Origin of the sequence: Brachybacterium sp. AOP24-D1-21 (genome assembly GCF_052378665.1) — a bacterium.
Classification (GTDB): Bacteria; Actinomycetota; Actinomycetes; order Actinomycetales; family Dermabacteraceae; genus Brachybacterium.
This window is the reverse complement of record NZ_JBQSXX010000001.1, coordinates 2,377,432-2,400,897: the sequence shown is the minus strand read 5'-3', so window position 1 is coordinate 2,400,897 and position 23,466 is coordinate 2,377,432. Positions and strand designations below refer to the sequence as shown.

Here is a 23,466-nt window from a genome sequence, read left to right as displayed (position 1 = left end):
GGTGCCGGCGACCCCGCGCAGTCCTCCTCCCTTGGGAGGAAGTGGGGTGGTCGAGCACGACGTGCGGAGAGCGGCCACGTAGCCTCTCACCATGACCGATGCTCCCGCTCCGCGCAGCAGCTCGCCCGCACGCGCGGTCCCACTGCTGTTCGAGCCGGCGCCCTCCGAGGACCAGGGGAAGCCCCCGATCGGGGCACGGGACCTGCTGGTCGTCGCGGTCTATGCGGCGATCGTCGTGCTGCTGGCGGCCTCGGGCACGGAGAACTCCGGGTTCCTGCTCCAGGGGCGGGAATGGCCAGCAGGGGTGTCGGTCGCGCTGATGCTGGTGGCCTGTGCGAGCCTGCTCTGGCGTCGCCAGCGGCCGGCGATCACCCTCGTCGTCGCCGGGCCCCTGAGTGTCGTGGAGATCCTGGTGGGCGGGCAGATCTCCGCGTACTTCCTGTTGTTCGAGGCGCTGTTCGATCCGGTCATGCACGGCAGCCGCCCCCTGGCGGTACGGACCACCTGGGCTGCGATCGTGCTCGGGGCTGCCGGGATGCTGGCCGTCCTCTTCTCCGGCCTCCCCGGCGAGGCGGTGTTCGTCCTCGCGATGGTCGCCGTCCTCGTGGTGATCACCCCGCTGCTGTGGGGCTGGGAGGTGCGTCATCATCGCGGCGCCCGGCAGGCCGCCGAGCGGCTCGCGGGCCTCGAGCATGAGCTCGCCGCGACCCGCGCCGCCCATGCGGTGGAGACCGAGCGGCGCAGCATCGCGCACGACCTGCACGATGTGATCGCCGGGCACCTCAGCGCCGTCTCCCTGCACACCAACCTCGCCTCCTCCCTCGAGGACCCCGCCGCCCGCGACCGGTCCCTGGACACCGCCCGGGACTCCGCCCATGCCGCGCTGCGGGATCTGCGCTCGATGATCGGGATGCTCTCTGGCCCGGAGTCCGGGGCTCTGCCCGAGGTCACCCTGGACTGGCCCTCGCTCACCGCCCGCCTGTACGGCCGCGATCCGGAGGCGCGGGTCAGCATCGATCCCGCGGTCGACGACCCCACCCTGGTCGAGCCCGCGGTGCAGGCCGCGCTGCTGCGCATCGGCGCCGAGGCCGTCACCAATGCGGTGCGCCACGGGCAGGCCCCGATCACGCTGGACGTCCGGGTGGAGGCCGCGACCGTGGTGCTCGAGCTGCGCAACCGCCGATCGGAGGCGTCGGTGCCGGGCACCGGCGTGGGCCGTGGCGCGCTCTCGCACCGGGCCGCCGCTGTGGGTGGCAGCGCGAGGTCCGGGCCGGTCAGCGCGGTCGGCGCGGTCGGCGCGGGAGCGGACTCCGGCGTCTGGCGGGTCCTCGCGGAGCTGCCGGTGAAGGCTGCCGCGCCGCTCGGCGAGGATGCCTCCGACTCGGCCACGATCTCCCCCCGCACCACCTCCGACACCGCGCCCGGTGCCGTCCCCGAGGAGTCCCGCTCATGACCATTCCCGCTGCCCGGCCGGCCCGTTCCCCGATCCGGGTGCTGGTCGCGGATGACCACCCCGCTGTGCGCTCGGGCCTGGTGGCGCTGTTGGACTCCGCTGCGGACATCACCGTGGTCGCCGAGGCGGCCGACGGGGACGCCGCCGTGGCCGCCGCCCGGGAGCACCGCCCGGATGTGGTGCTGACCGACGTGCGAATGCCGGGTGCGACGGGCATCGAGATCACCCCGCGCCTGCGCGAGACCGGTGCGAACGTGCTGGTGATCTCCGGCTTCGACCTGGATGACTATGTGCTCGGCGCGCTCGCGGCCGGGGCCGACGGGTATCTCGTGAAGACCGAGGATCCGCAGCGGATCCTCTCTGCGGTGCGGGATGTGCACCGCGGGGACGCGGTGCTCTCCGCGGCGGCGACCCGCGCTGTGGTCGGAGCGCTGCGGGACAGGTCGGTGACCGCTCCGGCATCGGAGCAGGCGCCCTCGTCGATGGATGCCGGCGGGAGTCCGGCGTCGGGCCCGCGGTCGGAGACCAGCGCCGAGCCCGTGTTCACCGGTCGGGAGGAGGATGTGCTCGCCCTGGTCGCCCAGGGGCTCTCCAACCAGCAGATCGCCTCGCGGCTCTTCGTCGAGATCTCCACGGTGAAGTCCCATCTCTCGCATGCCCTGATGAAGCTGCAGCTCGACTCCCGGGTGCAGGCGGCGCTGTGGTGGCGGCAGCACCGCGGCTGACCCGCGGGCGGGGCTGCGGGCGAATCTGGGCGTGCGAGACCGACGCCAGGAAAGTCATGAAAACTGGATGCTCTCACCGGGAATGCGGTGGCGCGGACCGGCGTTGGGGGATGCGTACGGCACATTCCCTACGGGGAGACGTGCGCTCCTGAAAGAATTATCCAGGTCGTCGGCAACGCCCGTCGGCCGCACCGAACGGTGACCTGACTGCCCCGCCCCAGCCCGCCCAGGGCTCCCCCGACCGGGGGCGTGCGTACATGCGGGTTCCGGCCCTTCGGTTCCTCGACGAAGAAAGCACGTCCTGCTCTCATGACCACGTACACCCCCACCCCCACCGGAGAGTTCCCCGCGGTCCAGTCCTCCGGCATCGTCGCGGGGGGCTCTTCCGCCGCTGAGGCCGAGTCCGCCACGCGCGACGGCGCCGACGACCCCTCCACCACCGTGGTGGACGGGCAGCCGCCCGTCTCCGTCAAGGTCGCCCCGATCATCGCCGTGCTGGTGGTCTCCGCCTTCGTGATGATCCTCAACGAGACCCTGCTGTCCGTCGCGCTGCCCACGCTGATGGACGACCTGTCGATCACAGCGGTCACCGCGCAGTGGCTCTCCACAGGGTTCATGCTCACCATGGCCGTGGTCATCCCCACCACCGGCTTCCTCATGAAGCGCCTGTCCGTGCGGCACGTGTTCCTCACCGCGATGCTGCTGTTCCTGGTGGGCACCGCGATCGCCATGTTCTCCCAGAACTTCCCGGTACTGCTGGGCGCTCGCGTGATCCAGGCCGCCGGCACCGCGATGGTGCTGCCGCTGCTGATGACCACCATCCTCGCGCTGGTGCCGATCCGGTCCCGCGGTCTGGTGATGGGCCTGGTGGGCGTCGTCATCTCCGCCGCACCCGCCCTCGGCCCCTCCATCTCCGGGTTCATCCTCGAGCACGGCACCTGGCATGACCTGTTCCTGCTGATGCTGCCGATCATCGTGGTCGCCCTGATCATCGGCCTGCTCTTCATGCGCAACTACACCGAGCCGGAGAAGGTGCGCCTCGATGCGATCTCGGTGATCCTCTCCGCGATCGGCTTCGGCGGCGTGATCTACGCGCTGGCCTCGATCAGCCAGATCGTCTCGGGCACCAGCCGCCTGATCCCACTGCTGGTCGCCGGGATCGGCGTGCTCGCCCTGACGGTGTTCACCCTCCGCCAGCTGCGGATGCTCTCCCGTGGTGACGAGCCGCTGCTGGACCTGCGCCCGCTGAAGGTGCGCACCTTCACGGTCTCGGTGCTGGTCATCCTGATCGGTTTCGCGACCATGCTCGGCACCGTCGTGGCGCTGCCGCTGTACATGACCGGCGCGCTCGAGATGACCACGCTCGAGATCGGCCTGACGATGCTGCCCGGTGCGGCGGCCTCAGGCCTGCTCGGCCCGTTCATCGGCGCCCTGTACGACCGGGTCGGTCCGCGACCGATCGTGGTCCCGGGTATGGCGCTGATGGCAGTGGTGAGCTGGCTGGAGGTGTTCCTGCTCGATGCGGACGCCACCCAGGGCCTGATCATCGCGCTGAACATCCCGCTGGGCATCGGCATGGCGATGGTGATGACCCCGCTGCTGACGCTGTCGCTGGGGGCGCTGCCGCGCTCGCTGTACGGCCACGGCTCGGCGATCCTCAACACCCTGCAGCAGCTCGCCGGGGCGCTCGGCACCGCGGTGTTCATCGCCCTGCTGACCCTCGGCGCGGTCATCGCCGCAGAGTCCGGTGCCTCGGCGCAGGCCGCCCAGGCCAGCGGCATCTCCTGGGCATTCGTCTTCGGTGGCGTGATCACCACGGTCGCGACCGTGCTGGCCATCACGCTGAAGTCGACCCCTGCCCAGGACGAGCCCGCCGCCTGAGCGGACGCCGCGGCGACTTCCCTAAGCTGGCGCGATGAGCGCGATGAGCAGGGTGATCTTCATGTGCGGGCCGGCGGGCTCGGGGAAGTCGACCGTCGCGCGCGGTTTCGAGGCCGCCGGGATGGTGCGGCTGTCCGTGGACTCTGAGGCCTGGGCCCGCGGGCACCGCACGATGCCGCTGCCCGAGGCGGTGGCCGCCGAGATCATCACCGTGCTCGAGCAGCGCCTGCTGGCGTGCGTGCGCGCGGGGCAGGACGTGGTGCTGGACCTGTCGTTCTGGTCCCGGCAGATGCGGGACGACTGGCGGGCGCTGCTCGCCCCGTCGGGCATCGTCCCGGAGATCGTGCACGTGGTCGCCTCCCGGAAGACGGCGCTCGCACGGGTCGAGGCACGGGCCGTGGGTAACAGCGACGACTTCCGCCTGCCGCGCGAGATCGCCGAGCGCTACTACGACCACTTCCAGCCACCGACGGACGACGAAGGCTCGATCACCGTGGTGCACACGGACTGACTCGCGAGACCGGTCTCAGGTGGACGGTGACGTCTGCGCACCGAGGGAGTCGCCGGAAGCCCGATCGATGACGTCGCTGACCCGATAGTCGTCCACGAGCACCGCGAACCCCTCGGGGAGCTGGAAGCCGTTGGCAACGCCGGGGTTGATGCGCAGCGCCTCCCACGCAGGATGCACGGTCAGTGCATCGTCAGCCCATTCGGGGCCGCTCGTGAGCTGGATGAACCAGCCGGAATCGATCCCGTCATCCCGGATCGAAAGGTCGGAGAGATCCCGGGTCATCTGCACGCCGGACGCCCTCTGCCAGCCCTCCTGGCCGAAGACGAGGTCGAGATAGTGCACCGGTGGTCCCTGCTGACGACCGGCAATCGCGACGATCTCCGCCTGTCGGCGCTCGATGCGCCACAGGTCGGAGAGATCCTCGGTGCGGTCATGCTCGGGGTTCTGCCAGAAGTCAGGGACCTCGATGACGAAGCCATCGCCCTCATCCCGGAGGAAGAACGATGAGAAGCCGTCCCGGATCTCGTAGCCGTCATGCCACTGGGAGATGTCCTCCTGCTCCACGAACCTCTTCAGTCGCGACTCGACCTCGAGGACGAAAGTCGGCACGCAGCTCGCGCCGAGGAATTTGCTGCCGGCCTTGACTCCGAAGCTCCAGAGTCCTGTCTGCGGATCTTCATAGTGCATGCCCACAGTGAAGCAGAATCGGGGCGGAGAAACCGGGCTTTGTCCGCGCTGGTGGTGGGCGGCTGGCTCGGGCCCCTCAGAGCAGCGCTGCGAAGCCGCGGGCCGTGGGCCACAGCGACGACTTCCGCCTGCCGCGCGAGATCGCGGAGCGCTACTACGACCACTTCCAGCCGCCGACGGACGACGAGGGCCCCGTCACCGTGGTCCGCACCGACTAACGCCGTGGGCGGGCAGTAGCTGTGGACCGACTGAAGTAGTAGGACTGCAGATGCGGTGGACCGGTAGCCTCGCGGCAGAGCTCCTCGCAGGTGGGGCGGACAGGGCGCGGAGGTAGCGGCGGGTGATGTGCTCCTGGACGAGCCGGGAGACGGGGGCGCCAAGCCGGGCGTACCAGGCGGCGGGCCGGGAGACGACGTCGAGGTGGAAGCGCACGAGGCCCGTCGCGGTGCGGGTCACGGTGAACTGCTCGATCCCGGATTCGGGATGCCCGGGCAGCGTGCCGTAGGCGAAGCCGGCACGGTCCGGCTCATCGATCACCCACAGCACGCGGCAGGGCGCGGTGAGCCGGAACGGCGGGCGACCGAGCAGCAGGTGGATCTCCGTGCCCTCCAGCAGCGGGGTCTCAGTGGTGCTGATCTGCAGTCCGGCACGCCGATGCACCTCCCCGCTGCGCAGCGCTGAGGCGGCGCGCTCGAAGTCCATGCCGGTGACCACGGTGCTGCGGTGGTCTCTGCGGTATCCGGCGGGCGGGTGCTCAAGAGCGTCCAGTGGTGCGGTGAGGAGTGGCTGCTCGGTCAGCGGCAGGTAGACGTAGGAGGAGACGGTGCCCGAGCGTCCGGGCCGGAGGCGGTGGAGCCGGGCGGCGAATACCGGTGGGAAGGCGTCGATGAGCGCATTGAGCAGGAGTGTGCGTCGGCCCTCGCGCATCATTTCGTCGGCCCACGCGGAGTCATCCCGATCGATCGCCGGACTCAGCGGGCGAGGCGTCCAGCTCTCGGCCCAGGGCAGCGCGGTGAGGGTCAGGGTGACGGCCGGGTCGCCGACCCCGCTGCCGCTCTCCGCACCGAAGGAGGTGCGCATGCTGTGACCCTGCGTGGTGTGGGCCACCTCGAAGGAGCCGTCCACGATCGACAGCAGCGTGCGGTCGAGGTTCTCGAGCAGGTCGCGGGAGCCGGAGTCGCAGGCATCGCAGCCGCAGTCCGGCGTGGTGCTCACGGGCACCGCCGGATCACCGATCCCGATCACCAGGCCGAGGATCTCTGAGTCGCTGCTCTCGAGGTCGGTGCTGCCGGCTGCCTCCTCGGCTGCGGTGCGGACGAGGACCAGAGGCAGGGCGCCCTGCCGACGGGGCCGCAGCACGGTGGCGCGGTGACGGTCGGCGTGCGGCAGGACCGCCCAGTCGACCTGCCCGCTGTCGTCCACCTCCGCCGCGTCGGCCCAGCCGCGGGCGGTGAGCACCCGTGTCCATGCCTCTGCCCGAGCCCAGAGGATCCGGAACTTGTGGGGGTCCAGGCAGCGGCTGTACTCCTCGTCGAGGCTGTCGCGCCACTCCCCGTCGGCGGTCAGATGCGGATCCTCCCAGCCGGGGGTGTCCGCGCCGGTCTCCGCGAAGGCTGTTTCGACCTCGTCGAGCAGTGCGAGGAGTTCGGGCGAGAGGAGCTGCTCGGAGACGCTCGGATCGTCCTCGTCAGCGGCGCGCAGCGCGTCGTTCTCGGCGTGCCACCAGGTCGGGGCGGAGGAAGCGGTCATGACGGGGAACGTACATCGTGCGGGCGCTGTCGCTCCAGCGCATTCCGCGGTCCTCGTCCGATCCCAGCACGACCACATCCCGCGGTGCCTCCGTCCAGGACGGCACGACCACCGAGCGATCAGGCGGCGCGCCCCGCGGCGGAGGCGATGCCGAGCCAGGTGTGGCGGTTGTTCCACCAGCACCAGCCGAGCTTCGGGGCGTCCTTCCGCTCCCTGCCGTCGCGACCGGTGCCGTTGCTGATCCACAGCGCCGGGGTGCGGGAGTCGAAGGTGCCGCTGGGCTTCTTCAGGCGCGAGCCGATGGTCATGAAGCAGTGGTTGCGCTCGAGCACCTCGGGGCGCTGGAGCACCCAGTGGATGCCCTCGGTGAGCAGCAGCGGAGTGCGGCTGCGGGCGGTGAGCTCGGTGAGTGCCTCCGCCGGGGAGGCGTTCTCGAACTCGTCCCCGCGGTCCGGGCCCTCGACCAGATAGAGCGCCTCGCCGCTCAGCTCGATCCCGGTCGGGGCGAACTGGTCCGCATCGGTCATGTCCTCGACCACGAAGCCCGGCTTGTCACCGCGGCGCAGCAGCGGGGTCAGGGCCGACGGCGGCGCGAGCGCCGGGTCGATTGCGAGCAGGGCGTCGGAGCGGTCGCTCCCCCACTGCACCGCGGCGTCGCGCAGGGACTGCTCGGTGAGCCCGGCGAGGGTGTGGACCTCGAGCTCGATCAGGCGTTCGGCCTGGGCTGCAAGGGCGGGCAGAGGCATATTCCTGGCGGGCACCGGGGCCGGCGGCCGCGACGCCCGAGGCAGTCCTCTCACGCTCACTGCTCCCCTGCCATGCGGCGACGATGCGCCCCAGCGGCGAGGTCGCGGAGCACCTGCTCGGTGGTCCCCCAGTCCATGCACTTGTCGGTCACGGACTGGCCGCGCACCAGGCCGGCGGGGCCGGCATCCACGTCGAGCTTCTGCGCACCGGCGACGAGGTTGCTCTCGAGCATCACACCCGCCACGGCCGCTCCGTCCACCGCGATCTGGGGGGCGAGCATCCTCGCCACCTCGGCCTGGCGCACGTGGTCCTTGTCGCTGTTGCCATGACTGGCATCGATGACCAGGCGCTGCGGCAGAGCACCGCCGGCCAGGCGCTCGGTGGCCTCCCGCACCGGGCCGGGACCCCAGTTCGGCCCGTCGGCCCCGCCGCGCAGGATCAGGTGGGCGTCCGGGTTGCCGGTGGTGGCGACGAGGCTCGCCCGCCCGTCGGCCCCGATGCCGAGGAAGGACTGCGGGGCGGAGGCCGCGGCGATCGCATCGAGCGCCACCTGGATCCCGCCGTCGGTGCCGTTCTTGAAGCCGATCGGCATGGACAGGCCCGAGGCGAGCTGGCGGTGGATCTGGGACTCGGTGGTGCGGGCGCCGATCGCGCCCCAGCTGATGAGGTCCGCGATGTACTGGGGGCTGATCGGTTCGAGGAACTCGGTCGCAGTCGGGAGGCCGAGCGCGGTCACCTCACGCAGGAAGGTCCGCGCGCGGCGCAGACCGGTGGCGATGTCGTGGGAGCCGTTCAGGTGCGGGTCGTTGATCAGGCCCTTCCAGCCCACGGTGGTCCGCGGCTTCTCGAAGTAGGTGCGCATCACCAGCAGCAGCTCCTCCCCCACCTCCGCCTGCATCGCGGCGAGGCGGCGGGCGTAGTCGAGCCCGGCCTCCGGGTCGTGGATCGAGCACGGGCCGACGACGACCAGCAGCCGATCATCAGTGCCCGCCAGCACGGCGCGCACCTGGTCACGGTGAGCCGCGACCTGGGCGGCGTGGTGGGGCTGGAGCGGGAGCTCAGCGAGGAGCTCAGCGGGGGTGGGCAGCGGCGTGTAGCTCGCGATGTGGCGCTCGGGAGCGGCAGGGGCTGCGGGGACAGCGGGGGCTGTGGCGAGAAGAGTCATGGGTCCTGTCCTTCATAGGGGCGGACCCGATGCTCAGAGCCCGCCGGGGAATGGCGAAGGCAGAGCATGTGCTCTGCCCTTGTCGGCTCTGGAGAGGTTGGGGACGCTACACGGCCGCCGGCCCCTCCAGGGCCGACTTCGCATAGGTAAACCAACGGTTCTGCATGCGGGAGAGAGTACACGGATCCCTGCGGGGAGCAAGGCCGAGTCCGCTGCGTGGGCTGGAAGCAGGGGAGGGAGCGCGGGCCATAGCTTTCGCGGGTGGGTGGGCCTACGGTGAAGGCAGGTCCGCCGACGGGCCTCGACGGCGTTCCGCTCTCCGAGGAGGACAGTGCCATGCCCCGCAACGTCGCGCAGAAGCTCATCGCCGCTCACCTGGTGGAGGGGTCGCTGGAGCTCGGAGCCGAGATCGGCCTGCGGGTCGACCAGACCCTCACCCAGGACGCCACCGGCACCATGGTCATGCTCGAGCTGGAGGCGATGGGCCTGGACCGGGTCCGCACCGAGCTGTCGGTGCAGTACGTGGACCACAACCTGCTGCAGACCGATGAGAAGAACCCCGACGACCACCTGTTCCTGCAGTCCGCCGCCCAGCGCTTCGGGCTGTGGTTCTCCAAGGCCGGCAACGGCGTCTCCCATCCCGTCCACCAGGCACACTTCGGTCGTCCGGGCGCGCTGCTGATCGGTTCGGACTCCCACACCTGCGCGGCCGGGGCACTGGGGATGCTGGCGATCGGCGTGGGCGGGCTCGAGGTCGCGATGGCGATGGCGGGCCAGCCGCTGTACGTCACCCTGCCGGAGATCTGGGGCGTCGAGCTGACCGGGAACCTGCCGGACTGGGTCAGCGCGAAGGACGTGGTGCTGGAGATGCTGCGCCGTCACGGGGTCAGCGGCGGCGTGGGCCGCATCATCGAATACCACGGCTCGGGGCTCGCCCAGCTCGATGCGATGGACCGGCACGTCATCGCCAACATGGGCGCCGAGCTCGGGGCGACCGCGACAGTCTTCCCGGCCGACGACGCCGCCCGCGACTACCTGGAGGCCGTCGGCCGCGCCGAGCAGTTCGAGCCCTGGGAGGCCGACGAGGGCGCGACCTACGACCTGACCGAGCGCATCGACCTCGCTGCGCTCGAGCCGCTGATCGCCCGCCCCTCCTCCCCCGGCAACGTGGTGCCGGTGGCGGAGGTGGCCGGAGAGCCGGTGAATCAGGTGGTCGTCGGCTCCTCGGCGAATCCGGGGCTGCGGGACTTCGCCGTGGTGGCTGAGATCCTCGACGGCAGGCAGGCCGACCCGCGGGTGTCGGTGGACATCAACCCCACCTCGCGGGAGGTGCTGGCGGACCTCATCACCGGCGGCTGGCTGGGGTCGCTGGTCGCCTCCGGCGCCCGGATCCACCAGTCCGGCTGCATGGGCTGCATCGGAATGGGCCAGGCCCCCGCCAGCGGCCGCAACTCCCTGCGCACCATGCCCCGCAACTTCCCGGGCCGCTCCGGCACCGAGGAGGATGCGGTGTGGCTGTGCTCCCCGGAGACCGCAGCCGCCTCGGCGCTGACCGGGACGATCACCGATCCACGCACCCTCGAGGCCAGCCACGACCTCCCGTATCCGCGACCCACGCTGCCCGGGCAGTACGCGCAGATGAGCGACATGCTGATCCCACCGCTGCCCGAGCAGGAGGCGCTGTCCGTCGAACTGGTCAAGGGACCCAACATCTCCTCGCTGCCGGACTTCGCGCCGGTCGCGGACCGCCTCGCGGTGCCCACGCTGCTGGTGATGGGCGATGACGTCTCCACCGACGAGATCCTCCCGGCCGGATCCCAGGTGCTGCCCTTCCGCTCCAACATCCCGCGCATCGCCGACTTCGCCTTCACCCGGATCGACAAGGACTACCCGCGCCGGGCCCGGGAGACCGACGGCGGACACGTGGTGGTGGCCGGGAAGAACTACGGACAGGGCTCCTCGCGCGAGCACGCGGTGATCGCCCCGCGCTACCTGGGGCTGCAGGCCGTGATCGCGGTGAGCTTCGCCCGGATCCACTGGCAGAACCTCGCGAACTTCGGGATCGTGCCGCTCGAGTTCGAGGACCCTGCGGATCTGGAGTCGATCGCGGTCGGCGATGAGGTGATCCTCGAGGGCGTACACGCGGCGCTGCACGAGGGTCGAAGCCTGAGCGCGACGATCGGCGGGCGCGAGGTGCGCCTGGCGCACCGGCTCTCGGAGCGCCAGGTGGGCATGGTCCTGGCCGGGGGTCGGATCCCGCTGACGGCGCAGCAGGTGAGATGAGTGTGTGCCAGGCGTGACGTCGACTGGTTCCGGGACGCGGTCACCGGGGCGTCGAAGGGCTGACGCGCAGGCGCATCGGCTCCGACCGGAAGGTCGGACCCGACCGGCGCTGTCGTTCTACACTCGCCATCACCGCGCATTATCGGCGCGGACCCTCGACATCAGGAGGTACGCGATGAGCACCGACGAGAAGTTCGAGAACGCGAAGGACAAGCTGGGCGGCCAGGCCAAGGAAGGTTTCGGCAAGGCCACCGGCGACAAGCAGACCGAGACCGAGGGTCAGGCCCAGCAGGGCAAGGCCGAGGCGAAGGACAAGCTCCAGGACGCCCGCGATTCCGTGAAGGGTGCCGCTGAGGGGATGTTCGGCGACAAGGACAAGCGGGACTGATCCGGCCCGGGCGAGAGCCCGGTCTGCGCGCAGTTCTCGGTGGCGGCTCCACGTGGTGGGGCCGCCACGGTCATGCCTGAGGGTCGGGCGTGCCGCCCTTCAGTGCCAAGAGTGGGGTTGACGGGTTCGGGCGTGAGCACCAGGCGTGACAGCCACGCCCGCGAGGAGCAGGATGGGCGGCCCGGACCCCTCCGAGAGGACCCACCCATGTCGCAGCGCCTGCGCGTCCAGAACTTCACTGTCTCCCGCGACGGTATCGCCGCCGGCGAGGACCAGACGCTCGAGCAGCCCTTCGGCCACGACGTGAATCCGATGGAGCTGATGAGCTGGGCTGCGGGCACCGCGAGCTGGCCCAACCGCACGGACGCCGGCGGCAGCCGAGGCTTCGAGGACCGCCTGACCCGCGACTTCACCCACGGCATCGGCGCCGAAATCATGGGCCGTCACAAGTTCGGCCCCAAGTCCGGCCCCTGGCCCGACGAGACATGGGAGGGCTGGTGGGGTGAGGAACCACCGTTCCACACCCCTGTCTTCGTGCTCACGAGCCACCCGCGCCCGCCGCTGGTCAAGGGCGAGACAACCTTCCACTTCCTCGACGCCACCCCGGCTGAGGCACTTGAACAGGCGAGAAAGGCAGCGAATGGGCTCGATGTGCGGCTCGGTGGGGGTGTCACCACCCTGCGCGCCTTCCTCGACGCAGACCTGGTCGACGAGCTGCACGTGGCGATCGCGCCGATCGCGCTGGGGACGGGCCTGAAGCTCTGGGATCGGCCGGAGGATCTCGAGGACCGCTTCCACCTGGAGAAGATCACTGCTGACAGCGGTGTGACGCACTGCTTCCTCTGGCGGCGTTCCGCCTGATCTCGCCACCGGTCTCGCCACCGGATTTCTGTCGCTCGTGAGGTCTTGAACGCTCCACAGCCGTTCACAGCTCACAGGAGACAGAGTTCTGGTGGCATCGCCGAGACCTTCGACCGCGGCGAGCCGTGGACGGTGCAGCGCTCGGTCGATCAGGGCGAGCCGGAGGAGACCGCCGTGAGCGTCGCAGTGTTCGCCGGGCGGTGAGCTGAGAGCCGCGAGCTGAGCAGCCAATGCTGCCCACCACGCCGCCTGCACGCCGAATCGGGGGCTGACCGCAGAACCTGCGCCATGGGCTTCGGTATCACCGGTGATACACTCCCTTCATGAACGGAGTGACGGTCAGAGACCTACGGAATCGCAGCGCCGAAGTGCTTCGTCGGGTTGAGCACGGGGAGACGCTCACCGTGACGCGGGACGGCGAGCCCGTCGCCGCCGTCGGCCCCCTTCCTCGACGGGCACTCTCCGTCGAGACGCTGATCGCCCATCGGCGTTCACTGCCTGCGATCGATGCAGCGGAGCTGCAGGCCGAGATCGACGAGCTGATCGATCCAGCGTTGTGACGCACCCGGACAGCCATGGAGTGCTGGACACCTCGGCATTGATCGATCTTGCCTCGCTGGACCCGTCATCCCTGCCCTCGAGGCCTAGCATCACTGCGATCACCCTCGCCGAACTCTCGGTCGGCCCTCACGCGGCCCGGTCAGCCTCCGTGCGGGCGGCGCGGCAGGCACATCTGCAGCAGGCGGAAGCAGATTTCGAGCCGATCCCCTTCGACAGCTCTGCGGCACGCGCCTTCGGGCTGGTCGCCGCGGCGCTGCGCGCCTCAGGCCGCAAGCCTGCCGCCCGCGCCTACGACGCACTGATCGCCGCCGTCGCGATGTCCCGGGAACTGCCGGTCTACACGGCGAACCCGAAGGACTTCGAGGGGATCGACGGACTCACGGTGCATGAGGTGCGGCGCTCGGACGACGCGTGACCGCGCCGTACAGATCCACGGCGAGAGGATCGACGCCGGGACGGCGAACGTCATGTGGTCCGCGACGTCCGCATCGCCGTGTTCACCCCAGACCCTCATACTCCTCCTGCATCTCCAGTGCGCCGAAGGCCTCGACGATCACCTCGACGGTGCCGTGGAATCGGAGGTCGTTCCCGTCCGGGGAGGCCTCGCGCACCAGCAGTCCGTAGGTCGCGAGCGCTGCCAGGTCCCGTCCCGTCTGCCAGTACCGCTGGATCTCGTCCATGTCGGGGTCACCGCCGAGGTCCGCCGGGACCAGGTCACGGTCGAGCGCGACGCGGATCGTGGCCGGGAGTGCGAGTCCGCCGGGCGCGATGGTGTGCATCAGAGCCGCGAAGGTGTCGGGGCCGCCGAACAGGCCACCCCCCTCGGGCCCCTGCTGCAGGGTGTCGAGGATCAGCAGCATGAGCAGCGCCCGGGAGAAGCGGACGAAGGCCGCAGGGTCCTCCGTCTGCGGGACCGCGGGCGTCAGCCCCTGCCCCGGCGTGACCCGGGTGCTGCTCAGCTCCAGCCAGCCGCCGCTGACCAGGGCGTTCCAGGGGCCGACGATCGGGCCGACCTGCCACATCGTGGTGAGCTTCTGCTCGCCGAGGTCGAGCTGCCATGCCTCGACCAGGGCGCGGACGTCGGCCATGCGCAGCGCGCCGGTGGAGGTGATCCGGCGGCCCTCGCCCACGTGCTCGAGCAGGCGCACGGCGCCGCGCACCAGAGGGATCTCGGCGTAGACGGCCGCCGCTCCGACCGGGTCCTCGTCGACGTCGACGGAGCTCTCCAGGGCGCTGCGCGACAGCCCGTCCTGCGGGAGGAACCAGGGCCAGCCGAGCGCCTCCGCACCGGCGGAGGCCGCAGGGTCCGTGCTGACAGGTTCCGGTGCCGGGGCATGGGAGAAGAAGGCGGAGCCGCTGCCGGCTCCGAGCGCTGGGCTGCGAGCACCGGGGATGTAGGGACGGGAGGGGTTCCGCAGCTGCCCTGTGTCGCTGAGCTCATGGCGTTCTACCACGGTGAGCTCTGTGTTGTACCAGGTCATGAAGTCTTCCAGGGTCTCGGCGTCGTCGAGCTCGACGCCGAGGGTCTGGGCGTAGGTGAGGATGTTCCCGGAGAAGGTACGACGGGAGGGGTCGTCGGCCGCTTCGAGCGTCGTGAACTCCAGCTCCGCCAGGAGCTCCTGGGCGTCATCGGCCGTGAGCCCGTCGGGGTGTCGGCGGCCGGACTCCTGCAGGAAGCCGAGGAACTGCCCGAGCGCCGGGCCCTGCGCCATCACCATCTCCCGCGGCTGGACCACCTTCCGGGGCGCCACCTCGGTGAGCAGCACCTCGATGAGCTCCCCGGTCCAGTAGGTGGGGTCAGGGCTCTCCAGCTGCTCCGCCTTCAGTCGCAGCAGCTGCTCGACATGGGATGCCTCCGAGTCCGCCGTCGCCACGGAGACAGCGTCCCGGCGCGACAGCACGAACTGTGCGAGCAGCGCCTCGACATCCCGCTCCCAGCGGCGGGTACCGGTGCTGTGCCGGTCAGGGCCGGGACCTGTCTGTTCGCGGTGGTCGCGTCGTGTTCTGCGCTTCTTCGGCATGTCTCCCATGATGACGGCTGAAGGGATGCCGCGCGACATCCAGCTCACGACGCGCTCTCTCCGACGGCGCACTCCGTGCACGAATCAACTGACGACGAACCCGTCGCCGCTCTTCACGGGCTCCAGCACCCGGGCGAGGCGGGTGACCGCCTCGATGAGCAGCGGCTGCGGCATCGCGTAGATCAGCCGCACATGTCCGGCTCCGACGGCGCCGCAATCGGTGCCGTCGGTGCATTCGACGCGGGCGGTCTCGAGCAGGTGGTCGTGCAGGGAGCCGGTGATGCCGTAAGCGCGCAGGTCGAGCCAGGCGACATAGGTGCCCTCCATCGCGGTCAGCTGGGCCCTCGGCAGCAGGGTGCGGACCAGCTCGGTGAGGGTGTCGCGGTTGCGGCGCAGGTAGGTGACGACGTCCTCCAGCCACTCCCCTGCCTCGGTGTAGGCGGCCGAGGTGGCGGCGAGGCCCAGGTTCGCGGCGCCGTGGCGGGCGAAGTGGCCGACGGTCGCGAAATGGTCGCGGTCGGCGTCGTTGCTGGTGATCAGCTGTGCGCACTTCAGCCCGGGCAGGTTGAACGCCTTGGATGCCGAGATGGCGGTGATCGTGTGGCCTGCTGCGGTATCGCTGAGCGAGGCGTACGGAAGGTGCTGGCCCTCGAGCACCAGCGGCATCCAGATCTCGTCGGAGAACACGCGCCCGCCCTTGCGATCCACCAGGTCGATGAGCGGGTCCATCTCCTCGCCGGTGAAGACCCTGCCGGTGGGATTGTGGGGGTTGCACAGCACCAGCAGCTCACCGCCGGCGTCGAATGCGGCTTCGAGCGCGGCGAGGTCGTAGCGGTAGCAGCCGGAGTCGTCGCGGAGCATCTCGACCTCGATGACCTCACGCCCCATCAGCGGCGGCACCTCGAGGAACGGCATATAGGACGGGGTGGGCACGATGATCTTCGAGTCCGGGCGCAGGAAGTTCCCGATCACGGCCTGGAAGATCGAGATGACGTCCGGCATCTCGTGAATGTGCGCGGGATCCACGACCCAGCCGGTCTGCCGAGCGAGGAATCCGGCGGTGGCCTGCGGCAGCTCGGCGGCGAGCCGGGCGGGGAGGTAGCCGAACGCGCCCCGCTCCACCTCGGCGTACAGGCGCTCGGTGACCGCCGCGGGGACCCCGAAGTCCATCTCGGCGACGAACGCACCGATCACGTCCCCACCACGGGCCCAGCGAGTCGCGCCGGCGGCGATGAGGTCGTCCTGGGTGATGGCGTCGAGCTGCACGATGCTGGGCACGGATCCTCCTTCGATGCAGCGCGCGTGGGGGCGGCGCTGCGAGTACTGCTGAGCCTATCCAGCAGGCGTCAGGCGAGGGACAAGGAGCATCCGGCGATCGGTGGCCGCGTCCTGGGCCTGCCCGCCCGACCTGCCGGGCGGTTGGGCCATTGCTCCCCCGTACCCGCAGGGGTACCGTCGAGAGCAGGATTCACGCAGACCATGGCAGGTGCCGCACATGGTTCCGGTCCGGCTGATCGGATACGAGGACGAGGACGTCCGCGGTTCACCCGCCCAGATCGTGGGCGAGGCTCGCCCACCGGTGCAGGGAGCTCTGGCAGCGATGACGATCAACGGATACCCGGTTCCCGAGGCGAGGCCGGCGCTGCTGCGGCTGCGCGACCGCATCGACGGCACCTTCCTCGAACCGGGCGATGAGGGCTATGACGAGGCCCGCGCGGTGTGGAACGGGATGATCGACCGGTATCCGCTGGCGATCGTGCGCGTCGCTTCCGCGGCCGAGGTCATCCCCGTGCTGGAGACCGCCCGGGAGACCGGGCTGCCGCTCGCGGTGCGCGGCGGCGGGCACAGCATCGCGGGCCTCGGCACCATCGACGACGGGATCGTGCTGGACCTCAGCGGCCTGCGGGAGGTGACCGTGGATCCGGAGAGCCGCCTGGTGACGGCCGGGCCCGGCGCTCTCGCGGCCGACGTCGACGCCGCGACCTCCCCTCACCGCCTGGCCGTACCGCTGGGGACGGTGTCCACGCCCGGGATCGCCGGGATGACGCTCGGCGGCGGCGTGGGCTGGCTGGTGCGACGGGCAGGACTGGCGCTGGACCGGCTGGTGCGCGCCGAGGTGATCACCGCCGCCGGCACGCACCTGACCGCGAGCACGAGCGAGAACCCCGATCTGTTCTGGGGCCTGCGCGGCGGCGGCGGCAACTTCGGGGTGGTCACCTCCTTCACCTACCGTGCGGTGTCGCTGCCGGAGACGGTGCTCGGCGCGACCCTGTTCTACCAGCCCGCCCGCTGGCGCCGCGCACTCGCGGCCTTCGAGCGCTGGAGCCGCGACCTGCCCGATACGCTCACCACGATCCTCACGGTGATGGTCATGCCCGAGAACCTCGGGATGGGCGATGAGGCATGGCTGATCATCCGCTGCGCGTACGTGGGAGATGACGTGAGGGCGGGGAACCTGCTGCTGGACCGCCTGCGCCGGGCCGCTCCGCCGGATGACCAGACCTCGGGCCCGATCTCCTGGCCGCAGTGGCAGAGCGCCATGGACGAGCTGTTCCCGGACGGTGCCCGCGGGTTCTGGCGCAACGCGGCCTTCTCCCGGATGGACGAGGACGCGCTGGATGCGCTCACCGCGATCGCCTCGGCGATCCCCGGCAGGGGCACCGCCGTGGACATCCACCACCTCGGCGGAGCCTTCGCCCGCGTGCCCGAGGAGTCCACCGCCTTCCCCAATCGCAGCTCCCGCTTCTGGATGGCCATCTACGGGTTCTGGCAGGACGCGGAGGAGGATGCTCGCCTCACCGCCTTCGCCGAGCAGGCCCACGCGGTGATGGACCAGCTCAGCGAGCAGGGTGAGTACGTGAACTTCCGGGCCCGCGAGTTCGCCCATCCCCTGAACGACTACTCCCGTCGCATCTACGGCGAGGAGACCTATCGCCGGCTGCAGCGGGTCAAGCAGCGCTACGACCCCGGGAACCTGTTCCGCATCAATTACAACGTGGCGCCGGAGGGGTAGGGCGCGGCCTCAGCTCGTCTTCGGGGTGCGGGTCTCCGCGCTGAGGAACCAGGCCTGCTGCTCGAGCTGCTCGAGGATGCCGTGCAGGATGTCCGCCGAGGTGGGGTCGGCCTCGTCGACCTCGTCGTGGACGTCGCGCATGGTGCCGACCACACTCTCGATCGCTGTGACCATCAGGTCGATCGCATCGTGGGTGAGCACCTCGCCCTGGGGGAACTCGGGCAGGGAGGTCTGCTCGGGGACCACGGCCGGCCGGCCGTCGGGCGTGGCATGGAGGGCACGCATGCGCTCGGCGACCTGGTCGCCGCTGGCGCGGGCGATGTCGACGATCTCGTCGAGGTTCAGGTGCAGGTCCCGGAAGTTCGGGCCCACGATGTTCCAGTGGGCCTGCTTGCCCACCAGCTGCAGTGCGGTGAGGTCCACGAGCACGGCCTGGAGGTTCTTGGCGAGCGCGGCGGGAGCGAGGAAGCCGCTCTCAGCGTTCTCCTTCTTCGTACGCTTCGCGCCGGCGGGGGTGGGGACCTTGACGGTGTCGTTCATGGGAGCTCCTCCTGGTCGATCATGTCGATGAACTGCTCGGACTGCTCTCCACGCTATTCAGTGCGGGAGAGGGCGGCAACTCTCCGGGCCGAACGGTAGAACCGGGGCGGTAACGGGCGGGGCCCCGCACCCGGCCCGGCCCGGCGCTCAGGCGACGGGCACCCGATGCGCCTCGCGGAGCTCCCGCGCGGCAGCCGGACCGGTCGCGAAGCCGAGCTGCGGGGCGACCTCGGTGGCCAGCAGCTCGAGGCTGCGCAGGGTCAGCTCGTGCCCGGCGTCGATCGAGTGGACCTGGAAGGATACGTCGGTCACCTCGCGCAGCGAGGCGTCGGCCGCAAGCGACGCGGTGACCTCCTCGGCGGTGCCGACGTGGGTGTCGGTCACGGCGATCAGCTCCGTGAGGCTCGCCCCGGAGGCGTCGAAGCCGGGCTGGGTCGCGGCGAGCTTCCGCAGCCCGGGCTCGGCGAGCTGCAGGGCGCGGGCACGCTGCGCAGGGTCGACCACCAGTGCGGTGCGGGAGGCGAGGATCCGCGGCGCAGCACCGTCGGGCAGCGCGCTGCGATAGGCCTCGATGATCGGCAGCTGCAGGGCGTGCAGCGGCAGGTCGTGCTTCCCGTCGGGGCGCGGCTGGGTGCGCGAGAGCAACAGCCCGTCCCCCGCCTGCCCGGCGCGGCGGCCGCCGTCGGCGGAGAACGTCGCCTGCCAGATCCGCTCGTCGAGGTCGCCGGCGGGCGGGTAGATCTGCGAGTCCGTACCGCGGATCCCGCGCCCGGCGAGCGTGTTCCGCAGCACCTCGAGGTGCTCGGCGTACAGCTCCCGGCGCGCGGCGGGGTCGCGGCCGAAGGCCGGGAAGGAGCTGGGGGTGCCGCCGGCGGCGATGCCCAGCTGCACCCGGCGGCCTGAGAGGGCGTCGAGCACGGCGGCGTCCTCCGCGGCGCGCAGCGGGTCATCGATCGGCAGGGTGAGCACGGCGGTGCCGAGCGCGATGTCGGTGGTGTGCTGCGCCGCGGCGGCGAGCAGCACGAAGGGTGAGGGCAGCCCGCCCTCGTGCTCGCCGAAGTGGTGCTGGGCCACCCAGGCGGAGGCGAAGCCGAGCTGATCGGCATGGCGGATCTGTTCGAGGGCGAAGCGGTAGCGATCGGCAGCGGGGGCGTTCTCGAGCAGGCGGGTGAACAGGCCCAATCGGGGTCCGGTCATGGGGCGGAAACCTCTTCGGGGAGAGAGCTGCGGGCGGGTGCAGTGGCGGGTGCGGAGCTGGAGGCGGATGAAGGGCCGGGTGCCGCCGCGGGACGGCCCGCGCCGGGGATCGCGGCGAGCAGCGCCCGGGTGTACTCGTGCTGGGGGTTCTCCAGAACCCGGCCCACGGGGCCCGCCTCGACCTGCTGGCCGCGGCGCAGCACCGAGACGGTGTCCGCGACCTGGCGCACCACGGCGAGGTCGTGCGAGATCAGCAGGTAGGTGAGGCCGAGCTCCTCCTGCAGGCGGGCCAGCAGGCGCAGGATCTGCGCCTGCACGGTGACGTCCAGAGCGGAGACCGCCTCGTCGAGCACCACCAGCTCGGGCTGCAGGATCAGGGCACGCGCGATCGCGACCCGTTGGCGCTGCCCGCCGGAGAGCTCGCGCGGCCGACGGTCGGCGACCTCCGGCGGCAGGGAGACCAGCTCGAGGTGGTGCAGGGCGGCGGTGCGGCGCTCGGCCCGGGTGCCGCGGCGGGTGTTGCGCAGCGGCTCCTCGAGGATCGCGGCGATGGACTGCCTCGGGTCCAGGGAGCCGAAGGGGTTCTGGTGGACCAGCTGCACGGTGGCGCGGAACTCCCGCAGCGCCCTGCCTTTCCCGATCGCGGTCACCTCGGTGCCGGCCACCTCGATGCTGCCCGCGGTGGGACGGCGGAAGCCGGCGATCGCCCGCCCGGTGGTGGTCTTGCCGGAGCCGGACTCCCCCACCAGGGCGTGGGTGGTGCCGGGGGCGATGTCGAAGGAGATCCCGTCGACCGCGACGAACGGCTCCCCGCCGGGGCGGGTGAACTCCTGGCGCAGCTCCCGCACCCGCACCAGCGGGGTGGTCCCGGGGTCGGGTCGGTGAGGGCTGCGCTCGACGACCTGCCGCAGGGAGGGGGCGTCGGCCAGCAGGGTGCGGGTGTACGCGGCCGACGGGGCGGCGAGCACCTCCGCGGAGCGGCCGGACTCCTCGATGCGGCCGCTGCGCATCACCACCAGCTCATCGGCGCGGTCAGCGGCGACGGCGAGGTCGTGCGTGATCAGCAGGACTCCCGCGCCGGTCGCCTCGCGCAGCTCGTCGATCAGATCCAGCACCGTGGCCTGGACGGTGACATCCAGCGCGCTGGTGGGTTCGTCGGCGATCAGCAGATCCGGGTCCAGGGCGAGGGCGGCAGCGATCAGCACCCGCTGGCGCATCCCGCCGGAGAGCTCGTGGGGGTACTGGCGGGCGCGGGTCTCGGGGTCGTCCAGGCCCACCCGCTCCAGCAGCTCGTGCACGCGGACGGTGATCTGGTCGCGGTCGCGCCAGCCGTGGATCCGCAACGGCTCGGCGACGCTCGCGCCGATGGTGCGCACGGGGTCCAGCGAGCTGGTGGGGTCCTGCGGGATCAGGCCGATGCGGGTGCCGCGCAGCTCGCGCCAGGCATGCTCGGGCAGGCCCACCAGCTGCTCGCGCGCGCCGTGCTGGCCGCCGAGCGTGATCGATCCGCCGATGACCTGGCCGTTACCGGGCAGCAGCCCGATCGCGGCGTGGGCGGCGGAGGACTTGCCGGACCCGGATTCGCCGACCAGCGCGGTGACCTGGCCGCGGGCGACGGACAGGTCGATCCCTCGCACCGCGTCGACGGCGCCGCGGCGGCTGCGGTAGCTGATGGACAGGTCGGTGATCTCGAGCAGGGGCGGGTTGCTCATGACTGCTCCCCCTGTCCCAGGGCTGCGCTGAGGCGGTTGGTGGACAGGACCACGGCGGCCACGGCCAGGCCGGGCAGGAGGGTCAACCACCAGGCGGTGGCGACGTAGTCGCGGCCCTCGGCGATCAGCAGCCCCCATTCGGGGGTGGGCGGCGGGGCACCGTAGCCGAGGAATCCGAGGGTGGAGATCTGCAGGATCGCGGAGCCCAGCTGCAGCGCGGCGAGCGCCAGGACGGGGGCTGCGGAGTTGGGCAGGATGTGGCGCCAGAGGATGGCGGGCAGGGTGCCGCCGGAGCCGTAGGCGGCTTCGACGTACTCGCTGCGCCGCACCTCGAGCACCCGGGAGCGGGAGAGCCGGGCGAAGGTCGCGATGGAGGTGATCCCCACGGCGATCGCGGCGTTCGTGGTGCCGAAGCCGAGCAGGATCACCACCGACAGCGACAGCAGCAGGCCCGGGATGGCCAGCAGCACGTCGACCAGGCGCATCAGCGCCTCCTCGACGAGTCCGCCGACGGTCCCGGCGAGCACCCCGATCGTGGTGCCGGCGACGAGTCCCACGGCGACCGCGATCAGCGCGGCGGTGATCGAGTGGGAGGCGCCGTGGACCACGCGGGAGTAGAGGTCCCGTCCGGTGGAGTCGGTGCCGAACCAGTGTGCGGCGCTCGGGGCCTGGAGCGCCTCGGTGGTCGAGGCGGTGGGGCTGAAGCCGGTGAACAGGCCCGGGGCCAGGGCCCAGGCGAGCGCGAGCAGCAGCACCAGCGCGGAGAGCGCCACGGTGGGGCGCAGGCTGGTGAGGCGCCGGGCGAGGCGCCGGGCAGTCAGTCGCTGGGTGCCATTTCGCTGCAGCGGTGAACGGTCGCCCCCGACGGCCCCCGGGGCGGCCCCGGGGGAGGCCCCGGTGTCGGCCCCGGGGGCGGGCTCGTCGGCCCCGAGGGGGGTGCGGGGGCGCGGGGCGGTGGTGCGGGTCAGGATGCTCATCAGGCCGGCACCATCGCTCTCTTGGCGGGAACAGGAGCAGCAGGCGCGGAGGCGGAGCTGCGCAGTCGGGCATCGAGCACCGGGTAGAGCAGGTCCACCACCAGGTTGATCAGCACGAACACCACCGCGGAGAGCACCACCACCGCCATCAGCACGGGGGTGTCGCGGGCGGCGACCGCCTGCGCGGTCAGCTGCCCCACCCCCATCCGGCCGAACACGGTCTCGGTGACCACCGCACCGCCCACCAGCTCTCCGAACAGCAGTCCGGCCATGGTCAGGCTGGGCAGCAGGGCGTTGCGGGCGATGCTGCGGGTGAGCACCCACCAAGTGGAGGCGCCGCGGGCGCGGGTGACGGCGACGAAGGGCTGGGAGGAGACCTCGTCGATCGAGCGGATCAGCACCTGGGCCAGCGGCGCCGCGATCGGGATCGCGAGGGTGATCACCGGCAGGATCAGCGCCTGGAGCGGACTCGCGCTGAGCACCGGGACCAGTCCCAGCTGGAAGGAGAACACCTGCAGCAGCATGATCCCGATCCAGAACACCGGCAGCGAGACCATCAGCGGGGGCAGGCCCCGCAGAGCGCCGCGCAGGGCCCGGGTGGCGCCGAGGTGGCGGAGGCTCCCGTGGGTGGCGATGAAGGCGATGACCACGGCGAGGGTCACCGCGACGACCAGGCCCAGCGCCGCGAGGGTCAGCGTGGCAGGCAGCGCCTCGGTGAGCAGAGCGGAGACGGAGGCACCGGTCTGCACGGAGTAGCCCAGGTCGCCGCGCAGGAACGAGGTGACCGAGTCGAAGTACTGCACCAGGGCAGGCTGGTCGGCCCCGTAGGCGGCACGGATCTCGGCGAGCTCTGCGGCGGAGAGCCCCAGGTCAGGGCTGCCGTAGCGGGCCATCACCGCATCCCCGGGCAGGGCGGTGAGCATCACGTAGGCGGCGGTGAACGCGAGGACCAGGACCAGCACGGCGCCGCCCGTGCGGCGCAGGACGTAGTGCAC

General features: G+C 71.2%; 21 protein-coding genes. 10 read left to right on the top strand and 11 right to left on the bottom strand.

What is annotated here, in order from left to right; genetic code table 11:
* Positions 1-91 precede the first annotated feature (91 nt).
* The 4 genes from ACT3UF_RS10705 to ACT3UF_RS10690 all read left to right on the top strand — a co-directional run bounded on the left by ACT3UF_RS10705 (position 92) and on the right by ACT3UF_RS10690 (position 4,570).
* Positions 92-1,453 (top strand): sensor histidine kinase, encoded by a 1,362-nt coding sequence (locus tag ACT3UF_RS10705; RefSeq protein ID WP_441443793.1) that lies wholly within the window; start codon positions 92-94, stop codon positions 1,451-1,453.
* Positions 1,450-2,178 carry a response regulator gene (locus ACT3UF_RS10700; protein ID WP_441443792.1) on the top strand — a complete coding sequence of 243 codons (729 nt, stop codon included), beginning with the start codon at positions 1,450-1,452 and terminating at the stop codon, positions 2,176-2,178. The genes ACT3UF_RS10705 and ACT3UF_RS10700 overlap by 4 nt, the downstream gene beginning before the upstream one ends.
* Positions 2,179-2,487: 309 nt before the next feature.
* A complete protein-coding gene (locus ACT3UF_RS10695) occupies positions 2,488-4,059 on the top strand; it encodes a DHA2 family efflux MFS transporter permease subunit (protein ID WP_444502441.1) in 1,572 nt (523 codons plus the stop codon).
* 34 nt (positions 4,060-4,093) lie between these two features.
* On the top strand, positions 4,094-4,570 hold the full coding sequence (locus ACT3UF_RS10690; RefSeq protein ID WP_441443790.1) for an AAA family ATPase: 477 nt from the start codon (positions 4,094-4,096) through the stop codon (positions 4,568-4,570).
* A 15-nt stretch (positions 4,571-4,585) separates the two neighbouring features.
* On the opposite strand, the gene ACT3UF_RS10685 is transcribed toward ACT3UF_RS10690, so the two are convergent.
* The 4 genes from ACT3UF_RS10685 to ACT3UF_RS10670 all read right to left on the bottom strand — a co-directional run bounded on the left by ACT3UF_RS10685 (position 4,586) and on the right by ACT3UF_RS10670 (position 8,918).
* The gene (locus ACT3UF_RS10685) at positions 4,586-5,257 is read right to left on the bottom strand and encodes a hypothetical protein (RefSeq protein ID WP_441443789.1); all 672 of its coding nucleotides are present in this window, start codon (positions 5,255-5,257) and stop codon (positions 4,586-4,588) included.
* A 195-nt stretch (positions 5,258-5,452) separates the two neighbouring features.
* On the bottom strand, positions 5,453-7,006 hold the full coding sequence (locus ACT3UF_RS10680; RefSeq protein ID WP_441443788.1) for a DUF1990 domain-containing protein: 1,554 nt from the start codon (positions 7,004-7,006) through the stop codon (positions 5,453-5,455).
* 119 nt (positions 7,007-7,125) lie between these two features.
* Entirely contained in the window at positions 7,126-7,752 is a 627-nt protein-coding gene (locus tag ACT3UF_RS10675) for a DUF5701 family protein (RefSeq protein WP_442332234.1), read from the bottom strand.
* A gap of 56 nt (positions 7,753-7,808) precedes the next feature.
* Positions 7,809-8,918, bottom strand: coding sequence for a 3-deoxy-7-phosphoheptulonate synthase (locus ACT3UF_RS10670; RefSeq protein ID WP_442332235.1), 1,110 nt, complete (start codon positions 8,916-8,918; stop codon positions 7,809-7,811).
* A gap of 336 nt (positions 8,919-9,254) precedes the next feature.
* On the opposite strand from ACT3UF_RS10670, the gene ACT3UF_RS10665 reads away from it, so the two are divergent.
* The 5 genes from ACT3UF_RS10665 (at position 9,255) to ACT3UF_RS10645 (ending at position 13,426) form a co-directional block, all read left to right on the top strand.
* Positions 9,255-11,201 carry an aconitate hydratase gene (locus ACT3UF_RS10665; RefSeq protein WP_441443785.1) on the top strand — a complete coding sequence of 649 codons (1,947 nt, stop codon included), beginning with the start codon at positions 9,255-9,257 and terminating at the stop codon, positions 11,199-11,201.
* 175 nt (positions 11,202-11,376) lie between these two features.
* Complete coding sequence (locus tag ACT3UF_RS10660) at positions 11,377-11,589, top strand: CsbD family protein (protein ID WP_345081079.1); 213 nt, start codon at positions 11,377-11,379, stop codon at positions 11,587-11,589.
* A gap of 207 nt (positions 11,590-11,796) precedes the next feature.
* Positions 11,797-12,450, top strand: coding sequence for a dihydrofolate reductase family protein (locus ACT3UF_RS10655; protein WP_441443784.1), 654 nt, complete (start codon positions 11,797-11,799; stop codon positions 12,448-12,450).
* 323 nt (positions 12,451-12,773) lie between these two features.
* Entirely contained in the window at positions 12,774-13,010 is a 237-nt protein-coding gene (locus ACT3UF_RS10650) for a type II toxin-antitoxin system Phd/YefM family antitoxin (protein WP_441443783.1), read from the top strand.
* The gene (locus ACT3UF_RS10645) at positions 13,007-13,426 is read left to right on the top strand and encodes a type II toxin-antitoxin system VapC family toxin (protein WP_441443782.1); all 420 of its coding nucleotides are present in this window, start codon (positions 13,007-13,009) and stop codon (positions 13,424-13,426) included. The genes ACT3UF_RS10650 and ACT3UF_RS10645 overlap by 4 nt, the downstream gene beginning before the upstream one ends.
* 82 nt (positions 13,427-13,508) lie before the next feature.
* Here the strand turns inward: ACT3UF_RS10645 and ACT3UF_RS10640 are convergent, their stop codons facing one another.
* A complete protein-coding gene (locus ACT3UF_RS10640) occupies positions 13,509-15,032 on the bottom strand; it encodes a hypothetical protein (protein WP_441443781.1) in 1,524 nt (507 codons plus the stop codon).
* An 84-nt stretch (positions 15,033-15,116) separates the two neighbouring features.
* Positions 15,117-16,310: a MalY/PatB family protein gene (locus ACT3UF_RS10635; protein ID WP_441443780.1), complete on the bottom strand. Its 1,194-nt coding sequence runs from the start codon at positions 16,308-16,310 to the stop codon at positions 15,117-15,119.
* Positions 16,311-16,527: 217 nt separating this feature from the next.
* Between ACT3UF_RS10635 and ACT3UF_RS10630 the strand changes: the two genes are divergently transcribed.
* Positions 16,528-18,045, top strand: a complete 1,518-nt coding sequence (locus tag ACT3UF_RS10630; RefSeq protein WP_441443779.1) for an FAD-binding oxidoreductase — start codon at positions 16,528-16,530, stop codon at positions 18,043-18,045.
* A gap of 9 nt (positions 18,046-18,054) precedes the next feature.
* On the opposite strand, the gene ACT3UF_RS10625 is transcribed toward ACT3UF_RS10630, so the two are convergent.
* The 5 genes from ACT3UF_RS10625 to ACT3UF_RS10605 form a co-directional block, all read right to left on the bottom strand.
* Complete coding sequence (locus tag ACT3UF_RS10625; protein ID WP_441443778.1) at positions 18,055-18,585, bottom strand: Dps family protein; 531 nt, start codon at positions 18,583-18,585, stop codon at positions 18,055-18,057.
* 147 nt (positions 18,586-18,732) lie between these two features.
* Positions 18,733-19,782: a putative FMN-dependent luciferase-like monooxygenase gene (locus ACT3UF_RS10620; RefSeq protein ID WP_441443777.1), complete on the bottom strand. Its 1,050-nt coding sequence runs from the start codon at positions 19,780-19,782 to the stop codon at positions 18,733-18,735.
* A complete protein-coding gene (locus ACT3UF_RS10615; protein ID WP_441443776.1) occupies positions 19,779-21,494 on the bottom strand; it encodes a dipeptide ABC transporter ATP-binding protein in 1,716 nt (571 codons plus the stop codon). The genes ACT3UF_RS10620 and ACT3UF_RS10615 overlap by 4 nt, the downstream gene beginning before the upstream one ends.
* Positions 21,491-22,471 (bottom strand): ABC transporter permease, encoded by a 981-nt coding sequence (locus tag ACT3UF_RS10610; RefSeq protein WP_441443775.1) that lies wholly within the window; start codon positions 22,469-22,471, stop codon positions 21,491-21,493. Before ACT3UF_RS10610 ends, ACT3UF_RS10615 begins: the two co-directional genes overlap by 4 nt.
* Positions 22,471-23,466, bottom strand: coding sequence for an ABC transporter permease (locus ACT3UF_RS10605; RefSeq protein WP_441443774.1), 996 nt, complete (start codon positions 23,464-23,466; stop codon positions 22,471-22,473). The genes ACT3UF_RS10610 and ACT3UF_RS10605 overlap by 1 nt, the downstream gene beginning before the upstream one ends.